Origin of the sequence: Streptomyces sp. NPDC059866 (assembly GCF_042731325.1) — a bacterium.
GTDB classification, from domain to species: Bacteria; Actinomycetota; Actinomycetes; order Streptomycetales; family Streptomycetaceae; genus Streptomyces; species Streptomyces flavusporus.
Genome location: NZ_JBHWJT010000033.1, coordinates 59,458 through 85,309 on the forward strand (window position 1 = coordinate 59,458; position 25,852 = coordinate 85,309).

Annotated in this window: 20 protein-coding genes; 15 read left to right on the forward strand and 5 right to left on the reverse strand. The window is 68.9% G+C overall.

The window, feature by feature from the left end:
- Positions 1-2: 2 nt before the first annotated feature.
- The gene (locus ACFV7R_RS37180; RefSeq protein WP_385271967.1) at positions 3-2,894 is read left to right on the forward strand and encodes a GH32 C-terminal domain-containing protein; all 2,892 of its coding nucleotides are present in this window, start codon (positions 3-5) and stop codon (positions 2,892-2,894) included.
- Between the two features lie 62 nt (positions 2,895-2,956).
- Here the strand turns inward: ACFV7R_RS37180 and ACFV7R_RS37185 are convergent, their stop codons facing one another.
- The 3 genes from ACFV7R_RS37185 to ACFV7R_RS37195 all read right to left on the reverse strand — a co-directional run bounded on the left by ACFV7R_RS37185 (position 2,957) and on the right by ACFV7R_RS37195 (position 6,911).
- Complete coding sequence (locus ACFV7R_RS37185; protein ID WP_385271970.1) at positions 2,957-4,444, reverse strand: glycoside hydrolase family 32 protein; 1,488 nt, start codon at positions 4,442-4,444, stop codon at positions 2,957-2,959.
- Positions 4,437-5,816 (reverse strand): glycoside hydrolase family 172 protein, encoded by a 1,380-nt coding sequence (locus tag ACFV7R_RS37190; RefSeq protein WP_385271973.1) that lies wholly within the window; start codon positions 5,814-5,816, stop codon positions 4,437-4,439. The genes ACFV7R_RS37185 and ACFV7R_RS37190 overlap by 8 nt, the downstream gene beginning before the upstream one ends.
- A gap of 90 nt (positions 5,817-5,906) precedes the next feature.
- Entirely contained in the window at positions 5,907-6,911 is a 1,005-nt protein-coding gene (locus ACFV7R_RS37195; protein WP_385271976.1) for a LacI family DNA-binding transcriptional regulator, read from the reverse strand.
- Between the two features lie 384 nt (positions 6,912-7,295).
- Between ACFV7R_RS37195 and ACFV7R_RS37200 the strand changes: the two genes are divergently transcribed.
- The 13 genes from ACFV7R_RS37200 to ACFV7R_RS37260 all read left to right on the forward strand — a co-directional run bounded on the left by ACFV7R_RS37200 (position 7,296) and on the right by ACFV7R_RS37260 (position 23,593).
- Positions 7,296-8,636, forward strand: a complete 1,341-nt coding sequence (locus ACFV7R_RS37200; RefSeq protein ID WP_385271979.1) for an ABC transporter substrate-binding protein — start codon at positions 7,296-7,298, stop codon at positions 8,634-8,636.
- A 17-nt stretch (positions 8,637-8,653) separates the two neighbouring features.
- Positions 8,654-9,529 (forward strand): carbohydrate ABC transporter permease, encoded by an 876-nt coding sequence (locus ACFV7R_RS37205; RefSeq protein ID WP_385271982.1) that lies wholly within the window; start codon positions 8,654-8,656, stop codon positions 9,527-9,529.
- Complete coding sequence (locus ACFV7R_RS37210; RefSeq protein WP_385271985.1) at positions 9,526-10,431, forward strand: carbohydrate ABC transporter permease; 906 nt, start codon at positions 9,526-9,528, stop codon at positions 10,429-10,431. The genes ACFV7R_RS37205 and ACFV7R_RS37210 overlap by 4 nt, the downstream gene beginning before the upstream one ends.
- 99 nt (positions 10,432-10,530) lie before the next feature.
- On the forward strand, positions 10,531-11,829 hold the full coding sequence (locus ACFV7R_RS37215) for an ABC transporter substrate-binding protein (RefSeq protein WP_385271988.1): 1,299 nt from the start codon (positions 10,531-10,533) through the stop codon (positions 11,827-11,829).
- Positions 11,819-12,781, forward strand: a complete 963-nt coding sequence (locus tag ACFV7R_RS37220; protein ID WP_385271991.1) for a carbohydrate ABC transporter permease — start codon at positions 11,819-11,821, stop codon at positions 12,779-12,781. The genes ACFV7R_RS37215 and ACFV7R_RS37220 overlap by 11 nt, the downstream gene beginning before the upstream one ends.
- Positions 12,778-13,617, forward strand: coding sequence for a carbohydrate ABC transporter permease (locus ACFV7R_RS37225; RefSeq protein ID WP_385271994.1), 840 nt, complete (start codon positions 12,778-12,780; stop codon positions 13,615-13,617). The genes ACFV7R_RS37220 and ACFV7R_RS37225 overlap by 4 nt, the downstream gene beginning before the upstream one ends.
- A gap of 59 nt (positions 13,618-13,676) precedes the next feature.
- Positions 13,677-15,074 carry a glycoside hydrolase family 172 protein gene (locus ACFV7R_RS37230; RefSeq protein WP_385271997.1) on the forward strand — a complete coding sequence of 466 codons (1,398 nt, stop codon included), beginning with the start codon at positions 13,677-13,679 and terminating at the stop codon, positions 15,072-15,074.
- 761 nt (positions 15,075-15,835) lie between these two features.
- On the forward strand, positions 15,836-16,897 hold the full coding sequence (locus ACFV7R_RS37235; protein WP_385272000.1) for a LacI family DNA-binding transcriptional regulator: 1,062 nt from the start codon (positions 15,836-15,838) through the stop codon (positions 16,895-16,897).
- A 124-nt stretch (positions 16,898-17,021) separates the two neighbouring features.
- Complete coding sequence (locus ACFV7R_RS37240) at positions 17,022-18,353, forward strand: extracellular solute-binding protein (protein ID WP_385272003.1); 1,332 nt, start codon at positions 17,022-17,024, stop codon at positions 18,351-18,353.
- 5 nt (positions 18,354-18,358) lie between these two features.
- Complete coding sequence (locus tag ACFV7R_RS37245) at positions 18,359-19,348, forward strand: carbohydrate ABC transporter permease (RefSeq protein WP_385272006.1); 990 nt, start codon at positions 18,359-18,361, stop codon at positions 19,346-19,348.
- Positions 19,345-20,181 carry a carbohydrate ABC transporter permease gene (locus tag ACFV7R_RS37250; RefSeq protein ID WP_385272009.1) on the forward strand — a complete coding sequence of 279 codons (837 nt, stop codon included), beginning with the start codon at positions 19,345-19,347 and terminating at the stop codon, positions 20,179-20,181. Before ACFV7R_RS37245 ends, ACFV7R_RS37250 begins: the two co-directional genes overlap by 4 nt.
- A 45-nt stretch (positions 20,182-20,226) precedes the next feature.
- The gene (locus ACFV7R_RS37255; protein ID WP_385272012.1) at positions 20,227-22,449 is read left to right on the forward strand and encodes a glycoside hydrolase family 3 N-terminal domain-containing protein; all 2,223 of its coding nucleotides are present in this window, start codon (positions 20,227-20,229) and stop codon (positions 22,447-22,449) included.
- Between the two features lie 64 nt (positions 22,450-22,513).
- Positions 22,514-23,593 (forward strand): endo-1,4-beta-xylanase, encoded by a 1,080-nt coding sequence (locus ACFV7R_RS37260; RefSeq protein WP_385272015.1) that lies wholly within the window; start codon positions 22,514-22,516, stop codon positions 23,591-23,593.
- On the opposite strand, the gene ACFV7R_RS37265 is transcribed toward ACFV7R_RS37260, so the two are convergent.
- A complete protein-coding gene (locus tag ACFV7R_RS37265) occupies positions 23,551-23,967 on the reverse strand; it encodes a hypothetical protein (protein ID WP_385272018.1) in 417 nt (138 codons plus the stop codon). The two genes, ACFV7R_RS37260 and ACFV7R_RS37265, sit on opposite strands and share 43 nt — an antisense overlap.
- 45 nt (positions 23,968-24,012) lie before the next feature.
- Complete coding sequence (locus ACFV7R_RS37270; protein ID WP_385272021.1) at positions 24,013-24,363, reverse strand: helix-turn-helix domain-containing protein; 351 nt, start codon at positions 24,361-24,363, stop codon at positions 24,013-24,015.
- A 459-nt stretch (positions 24,364-24,822) separates the two neighbouring features.
- Between ACFV7R_RS37270 and ACFV7R_RS37275 the strand changes: the two genes are divergently transcribed.
- Positions 24,823-25,707 (forward strand): fructosamine kinase family protein, encoded by an 885-nt coding sequence (locus ACFV7R_RS37275; RefSeq protein WP_385272024.1) that lies wholly within the window; start codon positions 24,823-24,825, stop codon positions 25,705-25,707.
- Positions 25,708-25,852: the final 145 nt, after the last annotated feature.

The window sequence follows — 25,852 nt, forward strand, 5'->3', positions numbered from 1 at the left end:
GTATGCGAACCCGTGCACCAGCGAAACCCGCGTCCGCGACCAGAAGCAGTCTGCTGCGCCTGCTGCTCGCGCTCGCGATATGCCTGGGCCTGACGTCACCCCTGATGACGCAGACCGCCAGGGCAACCGGAACCGCGCTGTCGAATCCCGGCTTCGAGACCGGCGACTTGAGCGGCTGGACCACTACGGGAACAGCGTTCAACGGAGCGGTCACCGACGAGCCGGGCTGGGGATGGGGCTGCTGCTTCAACCAGCAGGGCACCCACCACCTATGGGGCTTCGCCGCCGGCAGCGACGCACCCACCGGGACCGTCACGTCCGAGCCGTTCACCCTGACCGGCACCGGAATGGTCAGCGCGCTCGTGTCCGGCGGCCGCAACGACAACGAACTGTACGTCGCCCTCACCACACTCGACGGAACCGTGCTCCACAAAGCCACCGGAACCGACGACGAGGCGTACCGCAGAGTCACCTGGGACGCACGTGAGCACCTGGGCGAGCAGCTGCGCATCACCGCGGTCGACCGGGCCACCGGCGGCTGGGGCCACATCAACCTCGACGACGTCAGGGTAGGGATCGACAAAGCGCCGGATCCCTCCGAAGCGGGACTCGCCGCCTACTGGGACTTCGCCGACGGCCAGGGCACCACGACCAAGGAAAGGATCAGCCAGGCCGCCGACCCCATCAGCTACGTCTTCAACGACGCGCAGTACAAGCCGGACAGCGATCCGCTCTGGCGCCCGAAGCGCGAGGAGGACGGCGTACTCTCCGGCGCCCTCCTGTTCGACGGCTATTCCACCTGGGTCACGCGCGCCGCAGCGCAGACGCAGCTGCCCACGGACGGCATGACCGTCGAGGCGTGGGTCGCGCCGCGCGCGTTCGAGTGGGGTGACGAGGGCAAGCCGTCCGCCGTCGTCAACCAGCAGGACAAGGGGGCGAAGCGAGGCTTCTCCCTCGGTGTCGGCCGGCACGGAAGGTGGCAGTTCGGCATCGGAACCGGCGACGCGTGGTACGAGACGACGGTCCCGAAGCCGGCGGCCCTGGCCGCGGGCAAGTGGGCGCACCTCTCGGCGGTGTTCGCGCCGGGCGACGGGGCGATCAGGCTCTTCCTCAACGGCGAGCAGGTCGCCGAGACCGCCATCCCCACCACCGCGCGGCTGGCCAAGGCCGATGTTCCACTGATCATCGGCCGGCACAACCAGCCCGCCGTCATCAACGGCACATTCGCCGTGAACATGTTCAACGGACTGATCGACGAGGTGAAGATCCACACCAGCGCACTCACCCCCGCATCGGTCACGGCCGGCCATCAGAAGGATGTGCAGTCCTTCGCCGGTGGCGTCACTCCCAAGGCCCAGATGGACATGGACCGTTCGCGCTACGACGGTGACCGGTACCGTCCGGGCTACCACTTCACCGCCCCGAACCACTGGATGAACGAGCCCCACGCCCCCATCCAGTACAAGGGCAAGTACCACCTCTTCTACCAGCACAACTCCCACGGCCCCTACTGGCACAACATCAGCTGGGGACACGCGGTGAGCGAGGACCTGGTGCACTGGCGCGACCTACCCGTCGCGCTCGCGCCCACCGAGGACAGCGTGGCACCCGACGGGGTCTGGTCCGGCGATGCCGCCTTCGACGAGAACGGCGTGCCCGTCCTGCTGTTCACGGCCGGCAACGACTCCCAGCGCCCCAACCAGGCGACCGGTCTCGCACGCCCCGTCGACCCCAGCGATCCCGACCTGGTCGAGTGGAAGATGCACCCCACCCTCGTCACCAGCCAGACCGCCGACCTCGATGTCGGCGCCGGACGAAAGGTCCGCTTCGGGGACTTCCGCGACCCGTTCGTCTGGAAGGAGGGCGACACCTGGTTCCAGCTGATGGGCTCCGGCGTCCAGACCAGCGACGGCAGGGACGTCGGAGGCACGGCGCTCCTCTACACCTCCAAGAACCTCACCGACTGGACGTACTCCGGACCGCTGATGGTCGGTGACGTGGCGGCACACCCCAAGACCGGCCAGGTCTGGGAGCTGCCCACGTTCCTGCCGATCGGAAAGGACGCTCAGGGCCGCGAGCGCCGGGCCCTGCTCGTCAACCCGGCCTTCCCCGCCGGCCCCGGCGAGTACAGCAGCAAGTACGTCTACTACTGGGTCGGTACCTGGGACGCCCAGGCCCGCCGCTGGACACCCGACACCACAGAACCGAAGCTGATGGACTACGGCGACCACTTCACCGGCCCCAGCGGAACCGTGGACGACAAGGGACGCTCGCTGGTCTTCAGCATCGCGCAGGACCGGCGGACCGAGCGCGCCCACTACGACGCCGGATGGGCACACAACGCCGGCCTCCCCATCGAACTGTCCATGCTGCCCAACGGCGACCTCGGATTCAGCCCCGTCGAGGAGGTTTCACGCCTCCACGTCGGCGAACCCCTCGTGGACATCAGCGCCCCGACGTCCATCACCGACGCGAACGAGCGCCTGACGAACATCAAGGGGGACATGCTGCACATCAAGCTGACACTCGAGCGCGGCAGCGCCGACACTTTCGGTCTCGACGTGCTGCGCAGCCCCGGGGACGAAGAACGAACACGCCTGTTCTACGACGCAGTCGGCGGACAACTGGGAGTGGACCGTACGAGGTCCGGGAACAACTCCAGCGCCGAGCCGAACCCCGGCATACAGAAAGGGCCGCTGACACTCTCGAACGGCACTCTGACACTGGACGTGTTCGTCGACCGTTCGGTGATCGAGACATACGCGAACTCACACAAGTCGATCACCACCCGCGCCTACCCGTTCCGACAGGACTCCCTCGGCCTGCGTCTCTTCGGCGACGGCAGCATCGTCAAGTCCATGACCGTCTGGAAGATGGGCAACATGACCGACTGACCCGCAGCACCATCGACCCGGTCGGCACGCTGGACGTGCCGACCGGGTCGATGAACCTCTCGCTATCGGATATCTCCCGCCGCTCGTGTCGTCGTGTCACCAACAGGCGCTTCCGGCGGTGTCAGATCCCATGCCCCGACCGTGTACGCGGCGGAGGCGACGCCCGTGGCGCCCAGCTGCACGCGCCAGGGGCCGTTGCCGACGGGGTAGAAGCGCACGGTGAGGGTGCGGCCGGAGGCGGTGAAGATCTCCGCGACCGAGTGGTCGAGCAGAATCCGCAGGGTCGCGTGGGGCCCCTCGGACGGGAGGCGCCAACTGCCGCCCTTCGCGCGGGGGTCGAGGGAGGCGTGGTCGCGGTCGACGACCAGTTCGCCGGTGACCAGGTGATGGACGATGTCGAGGTACTCGGTCCCGTCCGGTGAGGTGAGCAGCCGCAGGCGTCCGCCGCGCTCCAGGGTCACGGTCAGGTCGGTGGCCCGGGACACCTCGCCGAGGTCCACCGGCTGTTCGGCGCTCGCCTTGCCCGCCGCGGCGATCCGTCGTTCGCCGCGCAGAGCGAGCAGTTCGCGGGCCGGTCGCTGGACCAGCTCTCCCTCCGGGCCGGGCGTCAGTTCGCGGGGCAGGGAGAGCATGCCCGCCCAGCCGGCCTCGTCGGTCCAGGCGCTGGGTGCGCCGACGTGTTCCTCGTCCCGGGCCTCCCAGATCCAGGCCCACATCAGCCAGCGTCCGTCGGGTGCGTGGAGCAGGGCGGGGGCGTAGAAGTCGGGGCCGTGGTCGAGGAGGTGGGGCTTGTCCGCGTGGAATTCGCCGTCCTGTTCGTGGCCCGGCCAGTAGATCGCGCAGCTCGCCCCTTCCCGCGGGTCCCAGGCGCTGGCGAGGACCGCGCCGGTGCAGTCGGGGAAGGCGGCGTACTGGGCGCACTCCCAGCCTTCCTCGGTGTTCCGGCCATCACGCAGGGGATGCGGTGGGCGGGCCAGGAAGACGCCCTCGTACGACCAGTGGTCGAGGTCGTCCGACGTGTACTGCAGGGCTGCTCCGCGTCCGTCGGCCAAGGCCGCGCCGACCAGCATGCGCCAGCGGTTGCCGTCCCGCCACACGTACGGATCGCGGAACATCGTCGTGCCCTCGGGCGCGTCAGGGATCAGGAGCCGGCCGCGCTTGGTGAAGGTCGTACCGCCGTCGTTCGAAACCGCCGAGGTCACCGGCTGGTGCCAACGGTCGTTGTGGCGGGCGGAGCAGAAGGCGGTGAGGCGGCCGTCGTGGGAGACCGCGTTGCCGGACCAGACTCCGTCCTTGTCGTCGCCGCCGGGGGTGGGGGCCAGGGCGACCGGCATCAGCTCCCAGTGGACCAGATCCGGGCTGCGGTAGTGGCCCCAGTGCATGTCGGCGTGGCGGGCGCTGTGCGGGTTGTACTGGAAGTAGACGTGGTAGTGGCCGTCGTGGAAGACCAGGCCGTTGGGGTCGTTGATCCAGTGGGCCGGCGGGCGGAGGTGGACCGCCGGGAAGTGGGTGTCGAGCGCCACCGCCGGCCGGGTCTCGGTCTCAGTCATCGGCGCGCTCGTCGTAACGGCGGCGAACGGCCGCGGCCTGCTTGATGTTGGCCTCGGACTCCTGCAAGGAGCGCTCGCCGCGCTGCCGGGTGCGCTCTTCCAGGTGCCGCATGTGGCGCTCGAAGCGGGCCTGGTACCGCTCGCGCATTACGGCGATCTCCTCGGCGACCGGGCCGGAGCGGGCAGCGGGAACCGGCATCGCCCGGTCGGCCGGGCGCACGGGAAGGCGTTGCTCCAGCGGCAGGATCGTGGCCTTCGGGGACGGCAGAGTCTGGTACCAGTACGCCGTCGACGCCCAGTCGTCGGCCAGGTGGTTGCCGTGACCGTGCTCGATCGAGACCCGGATCCGCTCCTCGAAGCGGACCGGGTCGGCCACGTGGAAGCGGTAGTTGACCGAGTAGCCGGGGACGTCGGCCTCGTGCAGGATCGCGCCGTGGTAGAGATAGGCGTTCTTCTGCATCCCCCAGGCGTGGTTGAAGTAGTCCTCTGTGCCGGTGCCGTGCAGGGAGGGCGGCCAGCTGGTGGAGCCGTCGGCCAGGAAGTCGTCGTCGATCCAGATCATGTCGTTGCCCTCGCCCCACCAACTGCCCTGCCGGTGGTGGACGGAGAGGTTGCAGCCGACGTAGTGGCCCTTGCCCTCCGTGTCGAGGATGACGTAGTTGTCCTCGCCCGTGATGTCGACGATGTTGACCTCGGGGCTGTTGGTCTGGATGTCGGGGGCCCAGCCGTTGCAGGGGTTGCTGCGGTTCCAGCGGGCGTGGAAGTAGAGGGTGTCCTCGGGAAGTTCGTCCGGGAACAGCTCGTAGTCGATGTAGAAGTACTGCTGGATCGGCAGGTCGTTCTCGTTGACCAGCTCGATGCGGGCCCGCTTGTCGAACGGCATCGGCGCCCAGCAGTTCAGGGCCGCGCTGCCGCCGAAGATCAGGGACTCCTCGGGCTTGGCGGAGACGGTGAACAGGGCCGACTGGTAGCTGTTGGGCATGCAGTGGCCGATGCCGAAGAAGTCGCCTAGTGGGACGAGGACGGCGGGCTCCTCCTCGTCGTCCCAGGTGATCCGGATGAGGACCTTGCGGTAGTAGTCCGGGTCCGGCTCCTCCCAGTTGACGCCGAGCGCGTTGTGGATCTCCATCACGGGGGCCACGGTGTCGGCTTCCAGCGGGTCGATCAGGCCGGGGCCGAGGGTGCGGCGGCAGAACTGGGTCATCCAGATGTGGGTGATCCGGCCCGGACCTTCGAGGTCGGCCAGGACGCGGGTGGAGTGGGCGGGGGTCGTCCAGTAGTCCTGGTTGCGGCCGCGCTGGTCCCAGCTGGAGACGCGGGCGGTGCGGGCCCGGGCGGGGCGGGTGAGGTGTTCGAGGGCGTGCGAGGGCATGGGAAACTGACCCTTCAGTGATGGTTTGCTGAACTCGGGCGGCGGGAGACTGGACCTCTCCTGCCGCCCCCTTGATGTGGTGGATGTGGCTCAGGCCGGGCAGCCGCAGGACTCCCGGTAGGTGATCTCCGGCTCCAGGCGGATGGTGCGGGGGCGAGTGGTGAGGCTGCCGTCGATACGGCTGAGCAGCAGCTCCATCGCCGTGGCACCGATCTCGTGGGCCGGCTGGGCGACCGCCGTGATGCCCGGACGGAACAGGTCCGTGTGCGGGAAGCCGTCGAAGGTGGCGAACGCGAAGTCCTCGGGCGCGGCCAGCCCCAGCCCCTTCGCCGCCGCGAGCACACCCACCGCGGTCTCGGTACTGGCGGCGACCACCGCCGACGGCCGCTGCTGCCGCAGTACGCCCGTCATACGCTCACGGGTGTCGTCCGCCCGGCCGCTGCCGGTGACGATCAGGGTGTCGTCGACGTCGATGCCCGCCTCGTCGAGTGCTTCGAGGTAGCCGCGCCGCCGCTCGGAGATGGTGGAGACACCGGTGTCGCCGGCGGCCAGCGCGATCCGCCGGTGGCCGTGCCGTTCCACCAGGTGCAGCACCAGCTCCCGCATGGGGGCGGTGTTCTCGACGCCCACCTGATCGGCCTTGACCCCGCCGAGCCGGTCGACCAGGACGACTGGTGTGCCCTGGTCGATGACCGCGGTGATCGCCTCCCGGTGGGACCGGGCGACCGGAGCGATGAGCAGGCCGTCGACCCGGCGCTCGGCGAGCACTTCCAGCGCCCGTGCCTCCAGCTCCGCGTCCTCGCCCGAGTTGGCCAGCAGCACCGTCAGGCCGGCGCCCATGGCCGCCCGTTCGACACCGCGGGCCATCGCCGCGAAGGCCGGCTCGGACACGTCCGTCAGGACCAGTCCGATGGAGTCGGTGCGTGAGCGGCGCAGCGCGCGGGCGAGGCTGTCACGCCGGTAGCCCGTGGCCCTGACCGCTTCCTCGACCCGGGTGCGGGTCTCTTCACGGACCGGCCGTGTGCCGTTGATGACGTGCGACACGGTGGACGTGGAGACGCCCGCCATCCGTGCAACGTCGGAGATCGTGGCCACTGCCGCTCGCGCCTCCTCCTGTCGTCGGACCGATCCATGATCCGGGTCCGTAACTGCATAACGCCATACGGTCCACCGGTCCACGCGGGTGGGCCGGTGCGCCGTCCACTCGTTCCGCTCACCGTCAGGTTCATCGAAACGATTGCGCAGACCTTCGCACGTCGCGGCGAAGGCAGTCAATGGCTGTGGCCAGCACAGAGTTGTCCCTCCTGGAAACTGCTCCGTCACGCAGTATTGACACACTGGAACTCCCGAGGCACCTTTCATCGAAACGTTTGCGTCACGGGCGCAGAGCGGCCCCCACGGCCGGACCACCGCGCGCACCGGACATCCATCCCCCGCCGGTTCCGCCTCCTCACCCAGTTCCCGGAAGGCAGCAGCACCATGGCGACCTCTCCTCAGACCGCACCTCCGACGTCGAGACGGCCCTCCGGCATCTCGCGCCGACTTTTGCTCACCGCCACCGCGAGCACCCTGTTCGTCACCGCCACCGCCTGCGGTTCCGCGGTGAACACGGCGGACGGGTCGTCGTCGGACGGACTGATCACGCTGTCCATGCACAACCCCGACAGCAAGACCCAGGACCCGGCGACCTGGCAGATGGTGCAGGAGTTCAACAAGCAGCACCCCGACATGAAGATCAAGCTGGAGGGCCAGCCGGTCGACCAGCACGAGCAGCGCATGACCATCGCGGCGCAGAGCGGCACGCTGCCGGAGATCTTCTGGGTGTACGACTCGCTCGCGAAGACCATGGTCAAGAGCGGCGACCTGCTGGACCTGACCCCGATCCTCGCGGAGGACAACCTGAAGGCGAAGTTCGTCCCGAGCATGCTCGCCGGCTTCCGCTCCGGAAACGTCCAGTACGGCCTCCCGTACCAGGCACTGGTCACCGGCTTCTACTACAACAAGGCCATCCTGGACGAGCACAAGATCGCCGTCCCCGAGACGTTCGACGACCTGCTCGCCGCGGTGAAGAAGCTCAAGGCGGCCGGCGTGGTGCCGATCGCGCAGGGCGCGAACAACTCCTCGTTCAGCGTCTGGGCGTTCCTGACCATGCTCGACCGCTTCGGCTACGAGGCGAAGTACCAGGACATCCTGTCCGGCAAGGCGAGCTACGACAACGCCGACTTCCTGCGCCTCTACAAGCACGTGGAGGAACTGGCCAAGGCCGGCGCCTTCCCCTCCAACATGAACACCCAGACCTACGCCCAGGCCGTCGCCTCCTACACGTCCGGCAAGGCGGCCTTCCTTGACGCGGGCGTCTGGGAGGCGGCGAAGATCCAGAAGAGCGGAGTGGGCAAGGACACCGGCTTCTGGGCCGGCCCGGCCTTCTCCGACGGCGTCGGCAACCAGAAGCTCGTCATGAACGTGCCCTCGGCGCCGTTCGTCGTCAGCGCCAAGGTCAAGGACGACAAGAAGAAGTACGCCGCGGTGAAGGCGTTCATCCAGTTCTACTACAGCGACGCGGGCCAGAAGATCCTCGTCGACAACGCCCAGCCGCCGGTGACGACGTACAAGCCGTCCGTGGACGCCACGAAGAACCCCGTGTTCGCCGCCGTCCTCGCCGAGGCGTCCAAGCCCGGCTGGACGAGCCCGAAGGCGCAGCCCGACCTGGTCGTCTCCGCGGCCACGGCGAGCGCCATGTACGACAGCTTCTACGGCGTCATGGGCGGCAGCCTCAGCCCTGAAGAGGCCGTGCAGAACGTCCAGAAGACCATCAAGTAGGTTCCGGCGGTCACCCCATGAACTGGCTCACCACGCGCCGGCACTTCGCCCTGATGGTCGCGCCGGCGCTGATCATCTACAGCCTGTACATGATCTGTCCGATCCTGTACTCGCTCTACTACAGCTTCACCAACTTCGACGGCGTCTCCGCAGGCGGCTTCGCCGGCCTCGACAACTATCGGCAGATGGCGCAGGACGACGCCTTCTGGACGTCGATGCGCAACACCGGGATCATCCTCGGCATCGCCCTGTTCCTCCTGATCCCACTGGGCTTCCTCCTCGCGATCCTGCTCAGCGGACGCGTGAAGGGCAGCGGGGCGCTGCGGGCGCTGGTCTTCGCCCCGGCGATCATCGCGCCGATCCTCGTCGGACTGATCTGGATCTTCATCCTGGACCCGAAGATCGGCCTGGTGAACGCCTTCCTGCTGGCGATCGGCGTGCCCGCGCACCCGCAGTGGATCGGCGGCCCCACGCTCAGCCCGTACTCGATCGGCTTCGTCTACCTCTGGCAGCAGATCGGGTTCGTGCTGACCATCTTCTACGCCGGCCTGCGCATGCTGCCGCGCGACGTGATGGAGGCCGGCAGCCTGGATGGGGCGAGCCGCTGGCAGCAGCTGCGGTACATCCAGATCCCCATGCTGCGCGAGACGTTCGGCATCGTCACCGCCCTCGTCGTCACCGGCGTCTTCAAGGTCTTCGAGCTCGTCTACGCACTCACCGGCGGCGGTCCCGTCCACCTCTCCGAGGTCATGGTCAGCTACATGTACCACATCACCTTCACCACCCAGCAGTACGGCTACGGCATGGCCCTGGCCGTGGTGGTGTTCGTGATGGGCGCGCTCGCCTCCGCGGCCATGTTCCTCGGCAACCGCCGTAAGGGAGAAGTCCGTTGAGTATCGACACCGAGGTCAAGATGTCACTCGCGTCTCCGGCGGCCCCCGGCGAGACCCCGCCCAGGCCGCGACGCCGCAGCCGCGGAAGGATCGTCGTCGCGGCGGTCGCCTACCTGATCACCTTCGTGATCCTGTTCCCGCTGCTGTGGATCGTGCTGCTGTCGTTCCAGACCAACGACAACATCCTGGGCCACCCGTTCTCGTTGTCGGACCTCACCCTGGCCAACTACCAGCAGGCCCTGGAGACCCTCAACCTGCTGGTGATGTACAAGAACACGCTGATCCTGGCCGTCGTCTCGGTCACGGTCGGGCTGGTCATCTCGTACATGGCCGCGTTCGCACTCACCCGGATGGTCTTCCGCAGCGGCCGGCGCCGTACGCAGACAACGCTGCGCTTCTACTTCCTGGCCGGCCTCGCCATCCCGGTCTATGTCCTGCTGTTCCCGGTGTACCGGCTCGACATCGCTTTCGGCCTGTTCGGTACCTACTTCGCGCTGATCCTGCCGTACATCGCCGTCACGATCCCCTTCAACATCCTGCTGCTGACCGGCTTCCTGCGGGACTTTCCCGAGGAGATCGAGCAGGCCGCGGTGATGGACGGGGCCGGGCTGTGGCGCATGGCCTGGAAGGTCGTCTTCCCGCTCATGCGGCCGGTCGTCGCCACCCTCGCGATCCTCAACGTCATCTACGTCTGGAACGAGTTCCCCTTCGCGGTCACCCTCATCAACGACCCGAACATGACCACCGTGTCCCTCGGCGTCTCCCAGTTCCAGGGCGTCTACAGCGTCGACTACGGCGCCATGATGGCGTCCGCCACTCTCGTCCTGCTGCCGCAGCTGGCGATCTACGCGGCCTTCCAGAAGCAGGTCATCGCGGGCATGACCGCGGGCGCCGTCCGCTGAAGCTTCCTTCGCGCATCACCGGTTCCCCTTCGTCGGGACTGCCGGGCGACGGCATTGCCTCTTCTCCCTCCCCTTCTTCCTGAGAGCGCGGAGAACACCATGAACAGAACCACCCCAGGACTGTCCCGGCGAAGCTTTCTGCAGATCACCGGGGCCACCGGGCTGACCGCCGCAGTCACCGCCTGCGGCGCCGGCGGGAGTTCGTCCGGCGGCTCGTCCGGCTCCCTGACCGTGCTGTGCGAGTCGGGCGGCCACGCCGAACTGACCAAGATCGCCGCGGCGTTCAAGAAGGAGACGGGACACGCCGTCACCTTCGTCGAACTGCCCTACGACGGCCTGTACAACCGGCTCAATAGCGAACTGTCCACAGGATCCGTGTCGTTCGACCTCGCCGCGGTCGACGCGATCTGGCTGCCGACCTTCGCCGATGCCTTCCAGTCGCTCGACGACCTGTTCACGGCCGACGTGACGGCCGACCTGTTCCCGTCCCTGGTGGACGGGGCCCAGATCAAGGGCAAGTACGTCGGCATGCCGGCGTGGACCAACGCGGAGATCCTCTTCTACCGCAAGGACCTCTTCGAGGACGCGAGCGAGAAGGCTGCGTTCCGGAAGAAGCACGGCTACGAGCTCGTGCCTCCCGGTAGTTGGCAGCAGTTTCAGGACACGGCCGCCTTCTTCACCCGGGGCACCAAGCTCTACGGCACCGATGTGAAGGGCGCCGTGGAGACCGAGTGGCTCGCCCATGTGCTGCAGGCCGGTTCCCCCGGCGTCGTGCTCGACGACTCCGGCAACGTGATCATCGACAACGCGCAGCACGTCGCCGCGCTGAAGTTCTGCTCCGACCTCAACAACCGCCTGAAGGTGAGCCCGCCCGGGGCCGCCCAGCTGGACTGGGCCGGTGCGCAGAACCTGTTCAACCAGGGCAAGACCGCGATGATGCGGTTCTGGGCACACGCCTACCCGCTGATCCCGAAGGACTCCCCGGTCCATGGCAAGGTCGGCGTCGCACCGATGATCGCGGGCAACGCCGGGATCGGTGCCATCCCGGGCCCCTTCTATCTGTCCATCCCGAACGCCGGCAAGAACAACGACCTGGCCAAGCAGTTCATCAAGTTCGCCTACGACAACAACAAGCTGGCCATCCAGTCCTCTCTCGGGCTCGCGGCGCGCAAGTCCGCGTACTCCTCCTACGCGAGCAAGCCCGGCTACGAGCACTTCAAGGCGCTGCTGACCACGCTGGACGGGCCGGCCACCAAGTCGCGTCCCGCCAGCCCGAAGTGGCAGCAGATCGTGGACACGGTGCTGGTGCCCACGATCCAGAAGTCCCTGACCCAGGGCGCGGACTACGCCGCGCTGCTGTCCACGGCACGTCAGGAGGTGGAGAAGCTTGTCAAGTAGCACCGACCACCTGGTGCACAAAGCGGTCGCGCCGCCGACGCCGGCCGCCAAGCCTCCGCGCAGACGGCCGATGTCGGACAAGCGGTTCGCCCTCGTGCTCATCCTGCCGGCGGCCGCGTTTCTCGCCGTCTTCGTCGCCTGGCCGCTGGTCAAGCTCGTCATCGACAGCTTCCACGACATCGCTCCGCTGGCCGGCACCCGCCGCTTCATCGGGTTCGACAACTACACGGACGCGCTGGCCTCGTCGGACTTCCTGCACGCCGCGCTGCGCACCCTCCTGTACACCGTGGTCGTCGTGACGCTGGAGTTCAGCCTCGGACTCGGCGCCGCGCTGCTGTTCAACGCCCTCGGGCAGCGCTCCCGGGTGCTGCGCACCGTGTTCCTGTACCCGCTGATGATCGCCCCCGTGGTCGCCGGCCTGCTGTGGCGGTTCCTGCTGATCGACAACTTCGGACTCGTCAACGCACTGCTCACCAAGGCCGGCATCCTGGACCACCCCGCCGACATCGGCTGGCTGTCCGACCCGGACATCGTGCTGATCTCGGTCGCCCTGCCCGACATCTGGCTCACGACGTCCTTCATGACCCTCGTGCTCTTCGCCGGCCTGCAGCACATCCCCGGCGACGTCCTGGAGGCGGCCAGGCTCGACGGCGCGGGCGCACGCCAGCAGCTGTTCCGGATCATCCTGCCGCTGCTGCGGCCGGTCATCGCCGTCGCGCTGATCGTCCGCGGCATCGACGCCGCCCGCGCCTTCGACACCATCGTCATCCAGACCAACGGCGGCCCCGAGTCCGCGTCGACCACGCTGAGTCTGCTGATCTACCGCACCACTGTGCGCTTCGGGGAGCAGGGCCTGGCCTCCGCCATGGGCACCCTCTACCTGATCGCCATGCTCGCCGTCGCCATCGTCACGATGCGCATGATCTGGCGGCCCGGAAAGGGGCAGTCATGACCGCCGTACCGGACCGGCTCGCCACCAGGCGATCGCTGCTGTGGGCACTGCTGCTCGTGGTGGTCGCCGCGTACGCTTTCCCGTTCCTGTACCTGATGCTCACCTCCTTCAAGACGCCGTCGGACGCCCTCGCGGTACCGCCGACGATCCTGCCGAAGGTGTGGAGCCTGGAGAACTTCGCCAAGGCGCTGGACACCCCGGGCGTGACCGCCGCGTTCATCAACAGCATCACCACCGCGGTCCTCAGCACCGTGATCTCCCTCGTTCTGGCCGTGCCCGCGGCCTACGCCGTGTCCCGCTTCGGCACGGTCAGCGGCCGGGTGTTCATCGTGGTGGCCCTGGTGACCAGGATGGTCCCGCCCGTCGCCATCGGCGTGCCGCTGATCGGGATGATGAAGTCCCTGGGCCTGACCGACACACCGGTCGGAACGGCGATCGCCCACACGACGATCTCGCTCCCGCTGTCCATCTGGCTCATGGTCAGCTTCTTCGAGGCCGTGCCCGCCGAGCTGGAGGACGCGGCCAAGGTCGACGGCTGCAGCCGGATGGGCGCACTGATCCGGGTGGTTCTCCCGGTCGTCTCGGGCGGTGTCGCCGTGACGGCGATCTTCGCCTTCCTGGCGTCCTGGAACGAATTCCTCTTCGCCCTGCTCCTGACCGCGGTCAAAGCCCAGACCGTGCCGATCCTCATCGCCAACTTCCAGACCCAGTACGGCCTCCAGTGGGGCCCCATGACCGCGATGGCCACCCTCTACTCGATCCCGGTCATCCTGCTCACGCTCGTCCTGCAACGGCGGATCGTGGCCGGCCTCACCCTGGGCGCGGTCAAGGGCTGATTTACCCCCTCTGCCCCGGGCCGACCGCCCGGCTGCGCAACCGAAAGGACACCTGCTCCATGTCCGTCCGCTCCTTCTCCCTCGGCGACGATCTGCTCGGCCGCGCCGCCCGGCGGCGCCGGTCCCGCTCCGCACGGGTCGCCAGCTGGGACCACACCGGCCTCAACGAGGACGCGTTCATCGTGATGCCGGGCGAGACCGCCGTCCTCGCCGACCTGGAAGGCCCCGGCGCGATCACCCACCTGTGGTTCGTCCAGGGCTGCCGCGTCGTCCTCGGCCCCGGCCTGTTCGACGCCCGCCAGGCGGGCACCGCCATGGTCGAGTTCAACAACGCGCTCGGCTACAACTGGGAGGTCAACGACCCCGACTACTACCGCAAGGTCGTCATCAAGATGTACTGGGACGACCAGGAGCACCCGTCCGTCGTCGCTCCGCTCGGCGACTTCTTCGGCGTCGGCAACTCCATGCCGGCCAGTTTCCAGTCGATGCCCTTCACGGTCTCCGTCAAGGACGACTCGGAACGCGTGTACGGCGGCCCCGCCGCCTTCAACTGCTTCCTGCCGATGCCCTTCAACCGGCGCGCCCGCATCGAGGTCGAGAACCAGGGCGGGCACCCGTACGTCCAGTACTTCTACATCGACTACGAACTCTTCGCCGAGGACCTCCCCGACGACACCCTCTACTTCCACGCCCACTGGCGCCGCGACAACCCCTGCGACGGCTGGGGTCCCGACCTGCAGGTCAACAGCCTGGAGACACAGGTCCCCAACCTCGACGGCAACGACAACTACGTCATCCTCGACACCGAGGGCGCCGGCAACTACATCGGCTGCGTCCACACCGTCAACCACTTCACCGGCACCTGGTGGGGCGAGGGAGACGACATGATCTGGATCGACGAGGACTTCGACCCGGACGGCACCACCAGCTGGCCCCCGTCCATGCACGGGACCGGCGGCGAGGACTACTTCAGCCACGGCTGGGGCATGCAGAAGATCAACTATCCGTTCCAGGGCACGATCATCCACGAGGAAGACGTCCCCGGCCTCCAGGTCCACTACCGCTTCCACCTCGCCGACCCCGTCCGCTTCAACGAACGCATCCGCGTCACCATGGAGCACGGCCACGGCAACCACCTCGCCGACGACTGGTCCACCACCGCGTACTGGTACCAGACCCTCCCCGCCCCCCGCCTCGACATCCTCCCCGTCGAGCAGCGCCTCCCCCGCAAGGCGGAAGGCCCTGGCATGAAGGACCTCCTCACCGTCGACCGCACCACGCTCGACCCACTCCGTCAGCGGATGTACGAGCAGCGCGACGCCCGCATGGCCGACTTCACCGCCCAGCGCGTCGAGTGGTTCGAGCGCCGAGCCGTCGAATCCCGCGAACGCGCCGCCAGGAACAAGGAGTTCGCCGCCGAGGTGCGTGCCAGGTTCCTCGTCGGCGCACGGCGCTGATCACGTCGCGTCTCTGCTGCGTTCGCGTACTTGGCGACAGCATGGAACGCCGAGAGAGTGCCTGACGGGCATCTGCCCAGCTCAGGCGCTCTTTCTCCATTGAATGACGGCCAGTGCCGATGACCGGAACTCTTCCCGGGCAGCCCGCCGGGTCCTGCGGCAAGCGCATGGACTCCCGGTCGGACAGCGGCGGCACTGGCTGACGCCGCCCTGCCTGCTCAAGCCCGCACCTTGCTGAAGCAGGGCGGTAATGCGCCGGCCGTGGCCGCAGGGCAGTGGCCGCTCGCAGCTGGCACGATGTGGTCCGCCTTCATGCAGCCCCCCGCTATAGGGGCGGTTACTCCGACGTCGTCGCCGTCCTGACACAGCTCGACCCGGGCCGTCGCGCCGGGCGGGCTTGCGGACGTTGGTCAGCGCCTCCTGGGCCGTCCGGTAGAGGGCCCGCTGGGCGGGTGTGTGCCCACGGTGGGGCGAGCCGTCAGCTCTGCATGAGTGCCGCCTGCTGACACGACGCGGTCCTCACCGAAAGCGGTCACGGCGAGGTCCACCACGCGGCATCGTGAGCGAGACGGCCGACGCAGGAGCGGCGCTCCGGTCGTGGTCAGTGGCACCCTTGAACGCTCACGCAGCGTGACGAAGTGCACCATCCGTTCGAGGCGTCGGACGGAAGCGCGGGGCGACCGGCGGGCGGCCGACGGCATGTCCTACGGTTTCCGGAAGGTGCCCGGAGTTTTTCCGGGCGTACAGCTACGGAGGTGGGGATGGTGGCCGGGGAAGGCGCTCAGCGCAAGACAGGCACGCGGAGCCCGGATGGGGCGCCGAAGGTGACGATCACCGAGATCGCGCGGGAGGCCGGGGTGTCCGTGCCGACTGTTTCGCGGGTCGTCAACGGGCGCTCGGACGTTTCGCCCGCCACCCGTGCCCGGGTCGAGGACCTGCTGCACCAGCACGGCTACCGCCGCCGCCCGGCCGCGTCCGGCACCCGGGCGGTCCTGCTCGACCTCGTCTTCAACGATCTGGACAGCCCCTGGGCCGTCGAGATCATCCGGGGCGTCGAGGAGGTCGCGCACGAGGCCGGTGTAGGCACGGTGCTCTCCGCCATCCACGACCGGGCGGGGTCCGCGCGGCAGTGGATGACCAATCTGCGGGCCCGCCCGTCCGACGGCGTGATCCTTGTGACGTCGGTGCTCGAACCGGGGATCCACGACGAACTGCGCCGCTTGGGTGTGCCGTTGGTGGTGATCGACCCGGCCGGTTCGCCGGCCACCGAGGCGCCGACCGTGGGCGCCACCAACTGGACGGGCGGGATGGCTGCGACCGAACATCTGCTCCAGCTCGGACACCGCAGGATCGGGTTCATCGAGGGCCCGCCCAGGCTGCTGTGCTCGCGTGCCCGGCTCGACGGCTACCGGGCGGCGCTCGACGTGGCCGGAGTGGCGGTCGACAACGCCCTGACCGTGCCCGGTGACTTCTACCACGAGTCCGGATTCACCGGGGCGGGACGGCTGTTGGACCTCGACGAACCGCCGACCGCGATCTTCGCGGCAAGTGACCAGATGGCGCTCGGAGCGATCGAGGCGCTGCGGCGGCGCGGGCTTCGGGTGCCGGAGGACATGAGCATCGTCGGCTTCGACGACCTGCCCGAGGTGCGCTGGTGCGCGCCTCCGCTCACGACGGTTCGCCAACCTCTGTCCGACATGGGCAAGCTGGCTGCCAGGATGCTCCTCGACCTCGCGCGGAACGTCGAGCCGGCCTCGCCGCGAGTGGAACTGGCGACCGAGCTGGTGGTCCGCGCGAGCACCGCGCCGCCGCGCCACGCATAACGGAACGTAACACTCCGGGGGTGTCAACGGCCTTTTTTGTCAAGGCCGTTGACACCCCCCTTTCGTGCCCGTAACTTCCATGGCCATCTCTCACAGTTATCGGAAATTTTCCGGAAGGTGTGCCATGTCAGCCTCCGCTCGAGCCGTCATCTCCGTATCCGGCGCCTCGTCCTCCTCCTTCTCCCGCCGCCGGTTCCTGGGGACCGCGTCGGCGGTGGGCCTGGGGGCGGCCGGCCTGTCCGCCTGCTCGGACTCAGGGTCCACCACCGACAGCCAGGGCCGGACCGTCGTGGAATGGTGGAACATCCAGACCACGGAGCCGTCGAAGAGCGTCTGGGCCGAGCGGGCGAAGGCGTTCGAGGCCACGCACCCCGATGTGCGCATCAAGCTCGTCACGATGGAGAACGATGCCTACAAGTCGAAGATGACGGCACTGACCAGTTCCGGAAAGCTGCCGGACATCTACCACACGTGGGGCGGCGGCGTTCTCAAGCAGCAGATCGACGCAGGTCTGGTGGAGGACCTCACGTCCTCCACCAGCTCCTTGACCGACACCCTCGTGCCGGCGTCGGTCAAGGCGTACCAGTTCGACGGGAAGACGTACGCCGTGCCCTTCGACATCGGCGCCGTCGGGTTCTGGTACAACAAGGCGCTGTTCGCCAAGGCCGGTATCGAGGCACCGCCCGCCACCTGGGTCGACTACCTCGACGCGGTCAGGAAGCTGAAGAGCGCCGGAATCACCCCCATCGCCCTCGCGGGCAAGGAGAAATGGCCCGGCATGTACTACTGGGCGTACCTGGCCATGCGGATCGCCGGGATCGACGGCATGCAGGCGGCCGCCGACGCCAAGGACTTCACCGGCGACGACTTCGTCAAGGCGGGTGAGCGCCTCAAGGAACTCGTCGCGCTCCAGCCGTTCCAGAAGGGCTTCCTCGGCGCCGCGTACTCCACGCCCACCGGCGAGGCGGCCGCGATGGGCAACGGCAAGGCGGCGATGGAGCTGATGGGTCAGTGGGCGCCCGTCGTCCAGGCCGACGCGGGCAAGGGCATCGGCAAGGATCTCGGATTCTTCCCGTTCCCCGCTGTCGCCGGCGGCAAGGGCGCACAGACCGACGTGTTCGGCGGAGGCGGCGGCTACGCGGTGCGCAAGGGAGCGCCCAAGGCTGCCGTGGACTTCCTGAAGTTCTTCATGTCGGCCGAGTCCGACCGCGTTCTTGTGTCGAAGGGCTCGATGATGCCCGTCGTCGAGGACGCCGCGAGCGCCCTGACCGATCCCAACCTCAAGCTCGTCTCCGACGCCCTCGGCAAGGCGACCGGCTTCCAGCTCTACCTCGACCAGGCGTACCCGCCCGCCGTCGGACAGGAGATCAACGACTCGGTGGCCGCCCTGATCGCCGGATCCAAGTCGCCCGAGCAGGTGGCCCGTTCGGTCACCCAGGTCGCGAAGAGCCAGTGACCGCCATGGCTTCCACGTACGTGAAGGACCCCGCGGCCGCCCCCGCTCCACCGAAGCAGCCGGACACCGGCGCGGGCCGGTCGCGGGCCCGTCGGATCGTCGACTGGCTGACCGCCTTCAGCTTCACCCTGCCCGCCCTGCTCCTGTTCGGCGTGCTCGTGCTCGCCCCGATCCTGTACGCCCTGTACGTCAGCCTGTTCAACTGGGGCGGCTTCGGCTCCCCTTCGGACTATGTGGGCCTCGACAACTACAGCCGGCTCCTGCGTGATCCGGTCTTCCTGGGCGACCTGTGGCGCGGGCTGCTGCTCGTGCTGTTCTCGGTGTGCGTGCAGCTGCCGTTCGCGCTCGGCATGGCCGTGCTGCTCAACCAGAAGCTGCGCGGCCGGGCCCTGTACCGGACCTTGTTCTTCGCCCCGTACGTCCTGTCCGAGGTCATCACCGGCGTCCTGTTCTCCATGATCTTCGCGCCGGGGGACGGGCTCGCCGACAACGTGCTCGGCTCGGTCGGCCTCGACGGCCTCGGCGGACTGTGGTTCGCCGACCAGGACCATGTGCTGCCGACCCTGTTCCTCGTCATGACGTGGAAGTACTTCGGCTTCCACATGATGCTGTACCTGGCCGGACTGCAGGGCATTCCCGCCGAACTGCACGAGGCGGCCCGCATCGACGGGGCGGGCCCCTGGCAGCGCTTCCGCCACATCACCCTGCCGCTGCTCGGGCCGACGGTCCGCATCAGCGTGTTCCTCTCCGTGATCGGCGCCGTCCAGCTCTTCGACCTGGTGTGGGTGATCACGCAGGGCGGCCCCGACCACCACTCCGAGACCATGGCCGTGACCATGTTCCAGTTCGGCTTCAAGCGCTTCGAGATCGGCTACGCCAGCGCGATCAGCATCGGCATGTTCCTCATCAGCCTCGTCTTCGCCCTCATCTACCAGCGCTCCGTGCTGCGTCGCGACACCGAAGGAGCCCTCACCACCATGCGAGCCTCCCGATGAGCGCGGGCACGCGCAGAAGGCTGCGCTCCGCACCGCTGTACGTGATCGTGTGGCTGGTCGGCGTCGTCATGGTCACGCCGCTGCTGTACGCGTTCGTGTCCGGGTTCAAGTCCACCGATCAGCTCTCCCGCAACACCTTCGGCCTGCCCTCGCCGTGGGTGGCGTCCAACTACACCGATGTGCTCGCCTCCGGCTCGTTCTGGCGCATGCTGGGTTCGTCCACGCTGATCGCGGTCGGCACGACCGTACTGACCGTGGGCACCGCGGCCCTCGCCGCCTTCGCGCTGGCCCGATTCGCCTTCCGCGGCCGGGAGTTGCTCTTCACCCTGTTCACCGCGGGGCTGATGTTCCCGTTCGCCGTGGCGATCCTGCCGCTGTTCGTCCTGTTGCGCACCTTCGGGCTGCTCGACAACCCATGGGGCGTGATCCTGCCGCAGGCGGCGTTCGGCCTGCCCATGACCATCGTCATCCTGCGCGGTTTCTTCCGGGAGATCCCCGGAGAGCTCGAGGAGGCGGCCACCCTCGACGGCTGCTCGGCGTTCGGCTTCTTCTGGCGGATCCTGCTGCCCATGGCGCGGCCCGCCCTCGGTACCGTGTCGATCCTCGCCATCGTCGGAAGCTGGAACAACTTCCTTCTTCCGCTGCTGGTGTTCAGTGAACAGACCTGGTGGACGATCCCCATCGGCGTCCAGCAGTTCCAGGGCCAGTACGCCACCGACATCGCCCGCGTCTTCGCCTATCTCGTCCTCGCCATGGTGCCGGCCCTCGCCTTCTACGCCGCCGCCGAACGGCAGTTGATCGGCGGCATCACGATGGGCGCCACCAAGGGCTGAGTCCCGCAGGCCACCCCCTTACCAGCACCACACCTGAGGAGTTCCATGGTCGAGCCATGGCAGGACACCACCCTGCCCGCCCACGTCCGGGCGGCGGACCTGCTCGCCCGGATGACCACCGAGGAGAAGACCGCCCAGCTGTCCAGCGTCTGGATCGGTGCCGACACCGAGGGGGCCGACGTTGCACCCGGCCAGCACACCTACGCGGCCCGCAGCGCCGCCCTCGACGCGCTCCTTCCCTACGGCCTGGGCCAGCTCACCCGGCCCTTCGGCACCGTTCCCGTCGACCCCGCCGAGGGCGCCGCCCGCCTCGCCGAACTGCAACGCCTGATCCGCGCCGGCAACCGGTTCGCGCTGCCCGCGATCGCCCACGACGAGTGCCTGACCGGGTTCACCGCCTGGCAGGCCACCATCTTCCCCACGCCGCTCGCCTGGGGTGCCACCTTCGACCCCGAGCTGATCACCGAGATGGCCCGGGCGATCGGTACGTCGATGCGCGCCGTCGGCGTTCACCAGGGCCTCGCCCCGGTCCTGGACGTCGTACGGGATCCGCGGTGGGGCCGCACCGAGGAGTGCATCGGCGAGGACCCGTACCTCGTCGGCATCATCGGCACCGCCTACGTGCGGGGCCTCGAGACCGCCGGGATCGTCGCCACGCTCAAGCACTTCGCCGGGTACTCGGCCTCACGCGCCGCCCGTAACCACGCGCCCGCCTCGCTCGGCCCGCGCGAACTCGCCGACGTGATCCTGCCGCCGTTCGAGATGGCGGTGCGCGACGGCGGCGCCCGGTCCGTGATGCCCGCCTACAACGACATCGACGGCCTTCCCGCCCACGCCCACACCCAGCTGCTCACCGGGCTCCTGCGCGAACAGTGGGGATTCACCGGCACCGTGGTCTCGGACTACTACGGCGTCTCGCTCCTGGAGGAAGCGCACCGGGTCGCCGACGGAGAGGACCAGGCCGCACGGATCGCTCTCGCGGCAGGGGTCGACGTGGAACTGCCGGCGGCCCGCTGCTTCAGCCCTGCGGACCCGCTCCCCGAGGACCTGCTCGATCGGGCCGCGCTGCGCGTTCTCACACAGAAGTGCGAACTGGGGCTGCTCGACCCCGACTGGGAGCCCGTCCCGGGCGGCGCGCCCGTCGACTTCAACCCCCCGCACATGCGGGATCTGGCACAGAAGGTCGCCGAGGAGTCGGTCGTCCTGCTGGCCAACGACTCCGGCGTGCTGCCGCTGCGCGACGGCCTGCGCATCGCGCTGCTCGGTCCGCTCGCCGACGAGCAGGCCGCGATGCTGGGCTGCTACACGTTTCCCCGGCACGTGGGCGTGCACCATCCCGAACTGCCGACCGGGGTCGAGGTGCCGACACTCGCCGAGGCGCTGCGCGCCGAGCTGCCGGGCGCCGTGTTCGTCGACGATCCGGCGGCGGCCGAGGTCTGCCTGGCCGTGGTCGGGGACCGGTCGGGTCTGTTCGGGCGCGGCTCGTCGGGCGAGGGATGCGACGCGGAGGACCTGCAACTGCCCTACGGACAGGCGGAGTTGCTGGACGAGGCGCTGGCCTCCGGCGTGCCGGTCGTCATCGTCGTCCTCAGCGGAAGGCCCTACGCGCTCGGCCCCTGGGCCGACCAGGCAGCCGCCGTGGTCCAGGCGTTCTTCCCCGGGCAGGAAGGCGGCGGCGCCGTCGCGGGCGTCCTGTCCGGGCGCGTCGAGCCGTCCGGACGGCTGCCGCTCGGCGTGCCGCGCACCCCCGGCGGCCAGCCCGCGCCCTACCTCGCCCCGCCGCTCGGCCGGCATGGCTTCCCCAGCACCGTGGACCCGACGCCCCTCTACCCCTTCGGGCACGGCCTGTCCTACACGACGTTCGCCTGGGACACCCCCCAGTGCGACGCCCCCGAACTGCCCACCGACGGCGAGACCACGCTGCACCTCACCGTCCGCAACACCGGCGAGCGGCCCGGCACCGAGGTCGTCCAGCTCTACCTCCACGACCCCGTCGGCACCGTCGCCCGCCCCGAGGTCCGGCTCGTCGGCTACGTCCGCGTCACGCTCGATGCCGGCGCGTCCGCCGAGGTCCACGCCACGTTCCCGGCCGACCTCGCCGCGTACACCGGCGCCGACGGCCGCCGCGTCGTCGAACCGGGCGCCCTCGAACTGCGCGTCGCCGCATCCAGCGAACACGTCCACCACACCGTGCCGCTCACCCTGACCGGCCCCGTACGCGAGGTGGGGCACGAGCGGCGGATGCGCTGCGAGCTTCGTGTGAAGTGACCCCACAGACCAGCTTCGCGCACAGCAACTGCACCGTCTCATTCCACAGTTGAGGAGATGCACCATGCGCACACCCGCACGCCGTTTCCGCGTCGGATCCGCCGCGCTCGCCGCGTCCGCGGCCCTGCTGCTCGGCCTCGCCGTAGCGCCCACCGCCCAGGCCGGCACCGACGGCGCGAAGGCGACGAAGACGCTGCACGAACTGGCTCGCGAGTCCGGTCGCTACTTCGGCGCCGCCGTCGACAACCCGGAACTCGCCGACGCCGAGTTCGCCGACCTGCTCGGCACCGAGTTCGGCCAGACGACCCCTGGCAACGGCATGAAGTGGTACGCCACGGAACCCCAGCGCGGTGTCTTCGACTTCACCGCGGGCGACGAGATCGTGAACTACGCTCGCGCGAACGGCCTGAAGGTCCGCGGGCACACTCTGCTGTGGCACTCCCAGCTCCCGGACTGGCTCACCTCCGGCACCTGGACCGCCGACGAACTGCGCTCCATCCTGAAGAACCACATCACGAAGGTGGTGAAGCACTACAAGGGCAAGGTCTTCGCGTGGGACGTCGCCAACGAGATCATGAACGAGGACGGCACCTACCGCGAGAACATCTTCTACAAGACCCTCGGCCCCGGCTACATCGCCGACGCCCTGCGCTGGGCCCGCGCCGCCGACCCCGAGGTCAAGCTGTACCTCAACGACTACAACGTCGAGGCCCTCGGCCCGAAGTCGGATGCGTACTACACCCTGATCGAGCGGCTCAAGAAGGAGCGCGTCCCGATCGACGGGTTCGGCCTGCAGGGCCATCTCGCCCTCCAGTACGGTTTCCCCGGCGGCCTGAAGGAGAACCTGCAGCGCTTCGCCGACCTCGGCGTCGACGTCGCCATCACCGAACTCGACATCCGCATGATCCTGCCCTCCGACGAGACCAAGCTCGCAGAACAGGCCGACTGGTACGGGCAGGTGACCGACGCTTGCCTGGCCGTACGGCGCTGTGTGGGCATCACACTGTGGGGCTACACGGACCGGCACTCGTGGATCCCCGCGGTCTTTCCCGGTGAGGGAGCGGCCCTGCCCTGGGACGAGAACCTGAGGCACAAGCCCGCCTACGACGCGATCCGCAACGCGCTCACGGCGGCCGGGTCGTAGGCGTCAGGGCTGCTTCGCCCGGCCCGCCCGAACGTCACACGGGCCCGCGCCGAGTTCGCGGCGGCATGCCTGTCGGACGCCTGTAGGCGTCGCCGCCGCGGCTGTAGGTGTGGTTCAGCCGCATCGCCCGGGCCTGCCCGGGGGGCGAGCGTGGGGTGGCAGCGGCAGCGGGCCTGGATGGAGGTCTTCTCGTCCGCGCTGATGACGTACTCGTCCGCGCCGAGCGGTCGCCCCCGCCAGGTGCGCGCGTACAGGTCCAGCACACGCTCGGCCTTGGCGCGGAAGTCGGGGTCGGTGATGAAGCTCCAGGAGCAGTACTGCCAGGGCTTGAGCGCGTCCTGGTCCAGCCAGCGGCGCACGGTGGAGGCCGACACGGCCGGGGCGATGCCCCGTTGCATGGCCTCGCGGGCCAACTCCGGTCACGACCAGCGCGCCAGCGGGGCGCCGGTCTCGGCGGGCAGTTGGCAGGCCAGCGCCTTGACCAGGGCGGCCTGCAGCGCGGTGAACGAGGGCGGTCGACCGGGGCGCGGGCGGTCGGCCAGCCCGGACATACCCTCTTCGGCGAACCGGCCCCGCCAGGTCCGCACGGTGTCCACGTGCAGACCCGTCTCGCGGGCGATGCCCGCGTTGGAGCGGCCCCGTGCCGCGTGGAGCACGACATGCGCCCGCATCCGGCTCTGGTGGGAAGTCTTTCGGCCGTAGGCCATCTTCTTCAGCCAGTGCCTCTGCGAGGCGGTCAGCGATATCGGGCAGGCAGCAGCAATGGGCAAGGCAGGCAGGCCGATCAGCAGAAGTGGATCTTACCGGCTGAAGCCTGCCGCACCACGGACGCCGGAGACCAGGCAGGATGACCCCATGCCCACCGTGCCGGAGTCGACCAAGGCCTCCCTCGCCCAGAAGCTGACCGCGCGAGCCCGTACCGCCTGGCCCAAGCTCGCCGGCCTGGACGTCCGCTACCGCGGTCAGTTCGCCTACGTCGACGGCGAACTTGCCGACGGCGAGTCCATCAAACTCATGCGTCTGCGCTTTGGCGGCTCGTCAGCACCTGGGGCTTCGCCCTCTACCTCGCCAGCACCGACAAGTACGAAGACACGATCCTGCCCACCGGCAGCTTCGTCGGCACTCCCGAAGAAGCCCTGGACTGTGCCTACGGCCTCTACCTCACCGCCCCGGCATCTGAGCCCGGATCCGCCATCGTTGATCTCGACTACGGCCACAGGAGCACACCCGTGACAGGCGCGATGTCCTTCCTGCTCGAACGCCTGCATGCGGCCGGCCTGACCGACATCGTCGCGGCCGAGCCAGCCACTGGAGGCCTCGCCGCGACCGCGGGGCTCGCGCGCCGCGGTGACGGCACGTCGGTGTTCGTCAAGGCGTTCGGCAAGCCGCCGTCGGACGACACCTTCGCCGCGGAGGCCGAGGGGCTCACCGCGCTGCGCGAGGCGGGCGGCCTCGCCACGCCCGAGATCATCCTCGCGGACCGCGACTTGCTCGTGCTGTCCGTACTGCAGCCCCGGCCGGGCACCGAGGCCTTCTGGGAGCAGCTCGCGCATGCGCTCGCCCACCTGCACACCACCACGCGGTACCCCCGATTCGGGTGGCACCGGGACAACTGGCTGGGCCGTCGTCGGCAGGTCAACACCTGGGATGACGACGGGTTCGAGTTCTTCGCCCAGCACCGTCTGCTGCGCTGGCTCGGCGAGCGTCGCGTCCACGAGGCGCTCGATGCCACGGACCGGGCGGCGCTGGAGCGGCTGTGCGACCGGCTGCCCGAGCTGCTGCCGGTCAGGCCCGCGTGCCTGACGCACGGCGACCTGTGGGCGCTGAACGTCATGGCCACCCCCGACGGGCGGCCCGCGCTGATCGACCCGGCCGTGTCGTACACGTGGGCCGAGGTCGACCTGGCCCACCTGTGGACGACGGCGCCGCCGCCCGAGGCGCATGTGTTCTTCGAGCTGTACGCCGAGCTGACCGGGCTCGACCGCGACTGGCGCGAACGGATGCCGATCCTCCAGCTACGCCAGCACCTGGCCGTGATCGCCCAGTTCGACCCCGACTGGGGCGCCGCCGACCTCGTGCGCGCCACGCTCGCCCCGTTCCGGCAGCGGCCCTGAGCGCAGCTGAGTAGACGCCAGACACGACACCGACTCCGGAGTCAACCGTTCCTACTGATCTCTTCGGGTTGTTGTCGGGTGACGTGTGCTGATCCCTGCGGTATCCCGGTGGTATGCGGTACGCGCAGGGTGGCGGACTGACCGC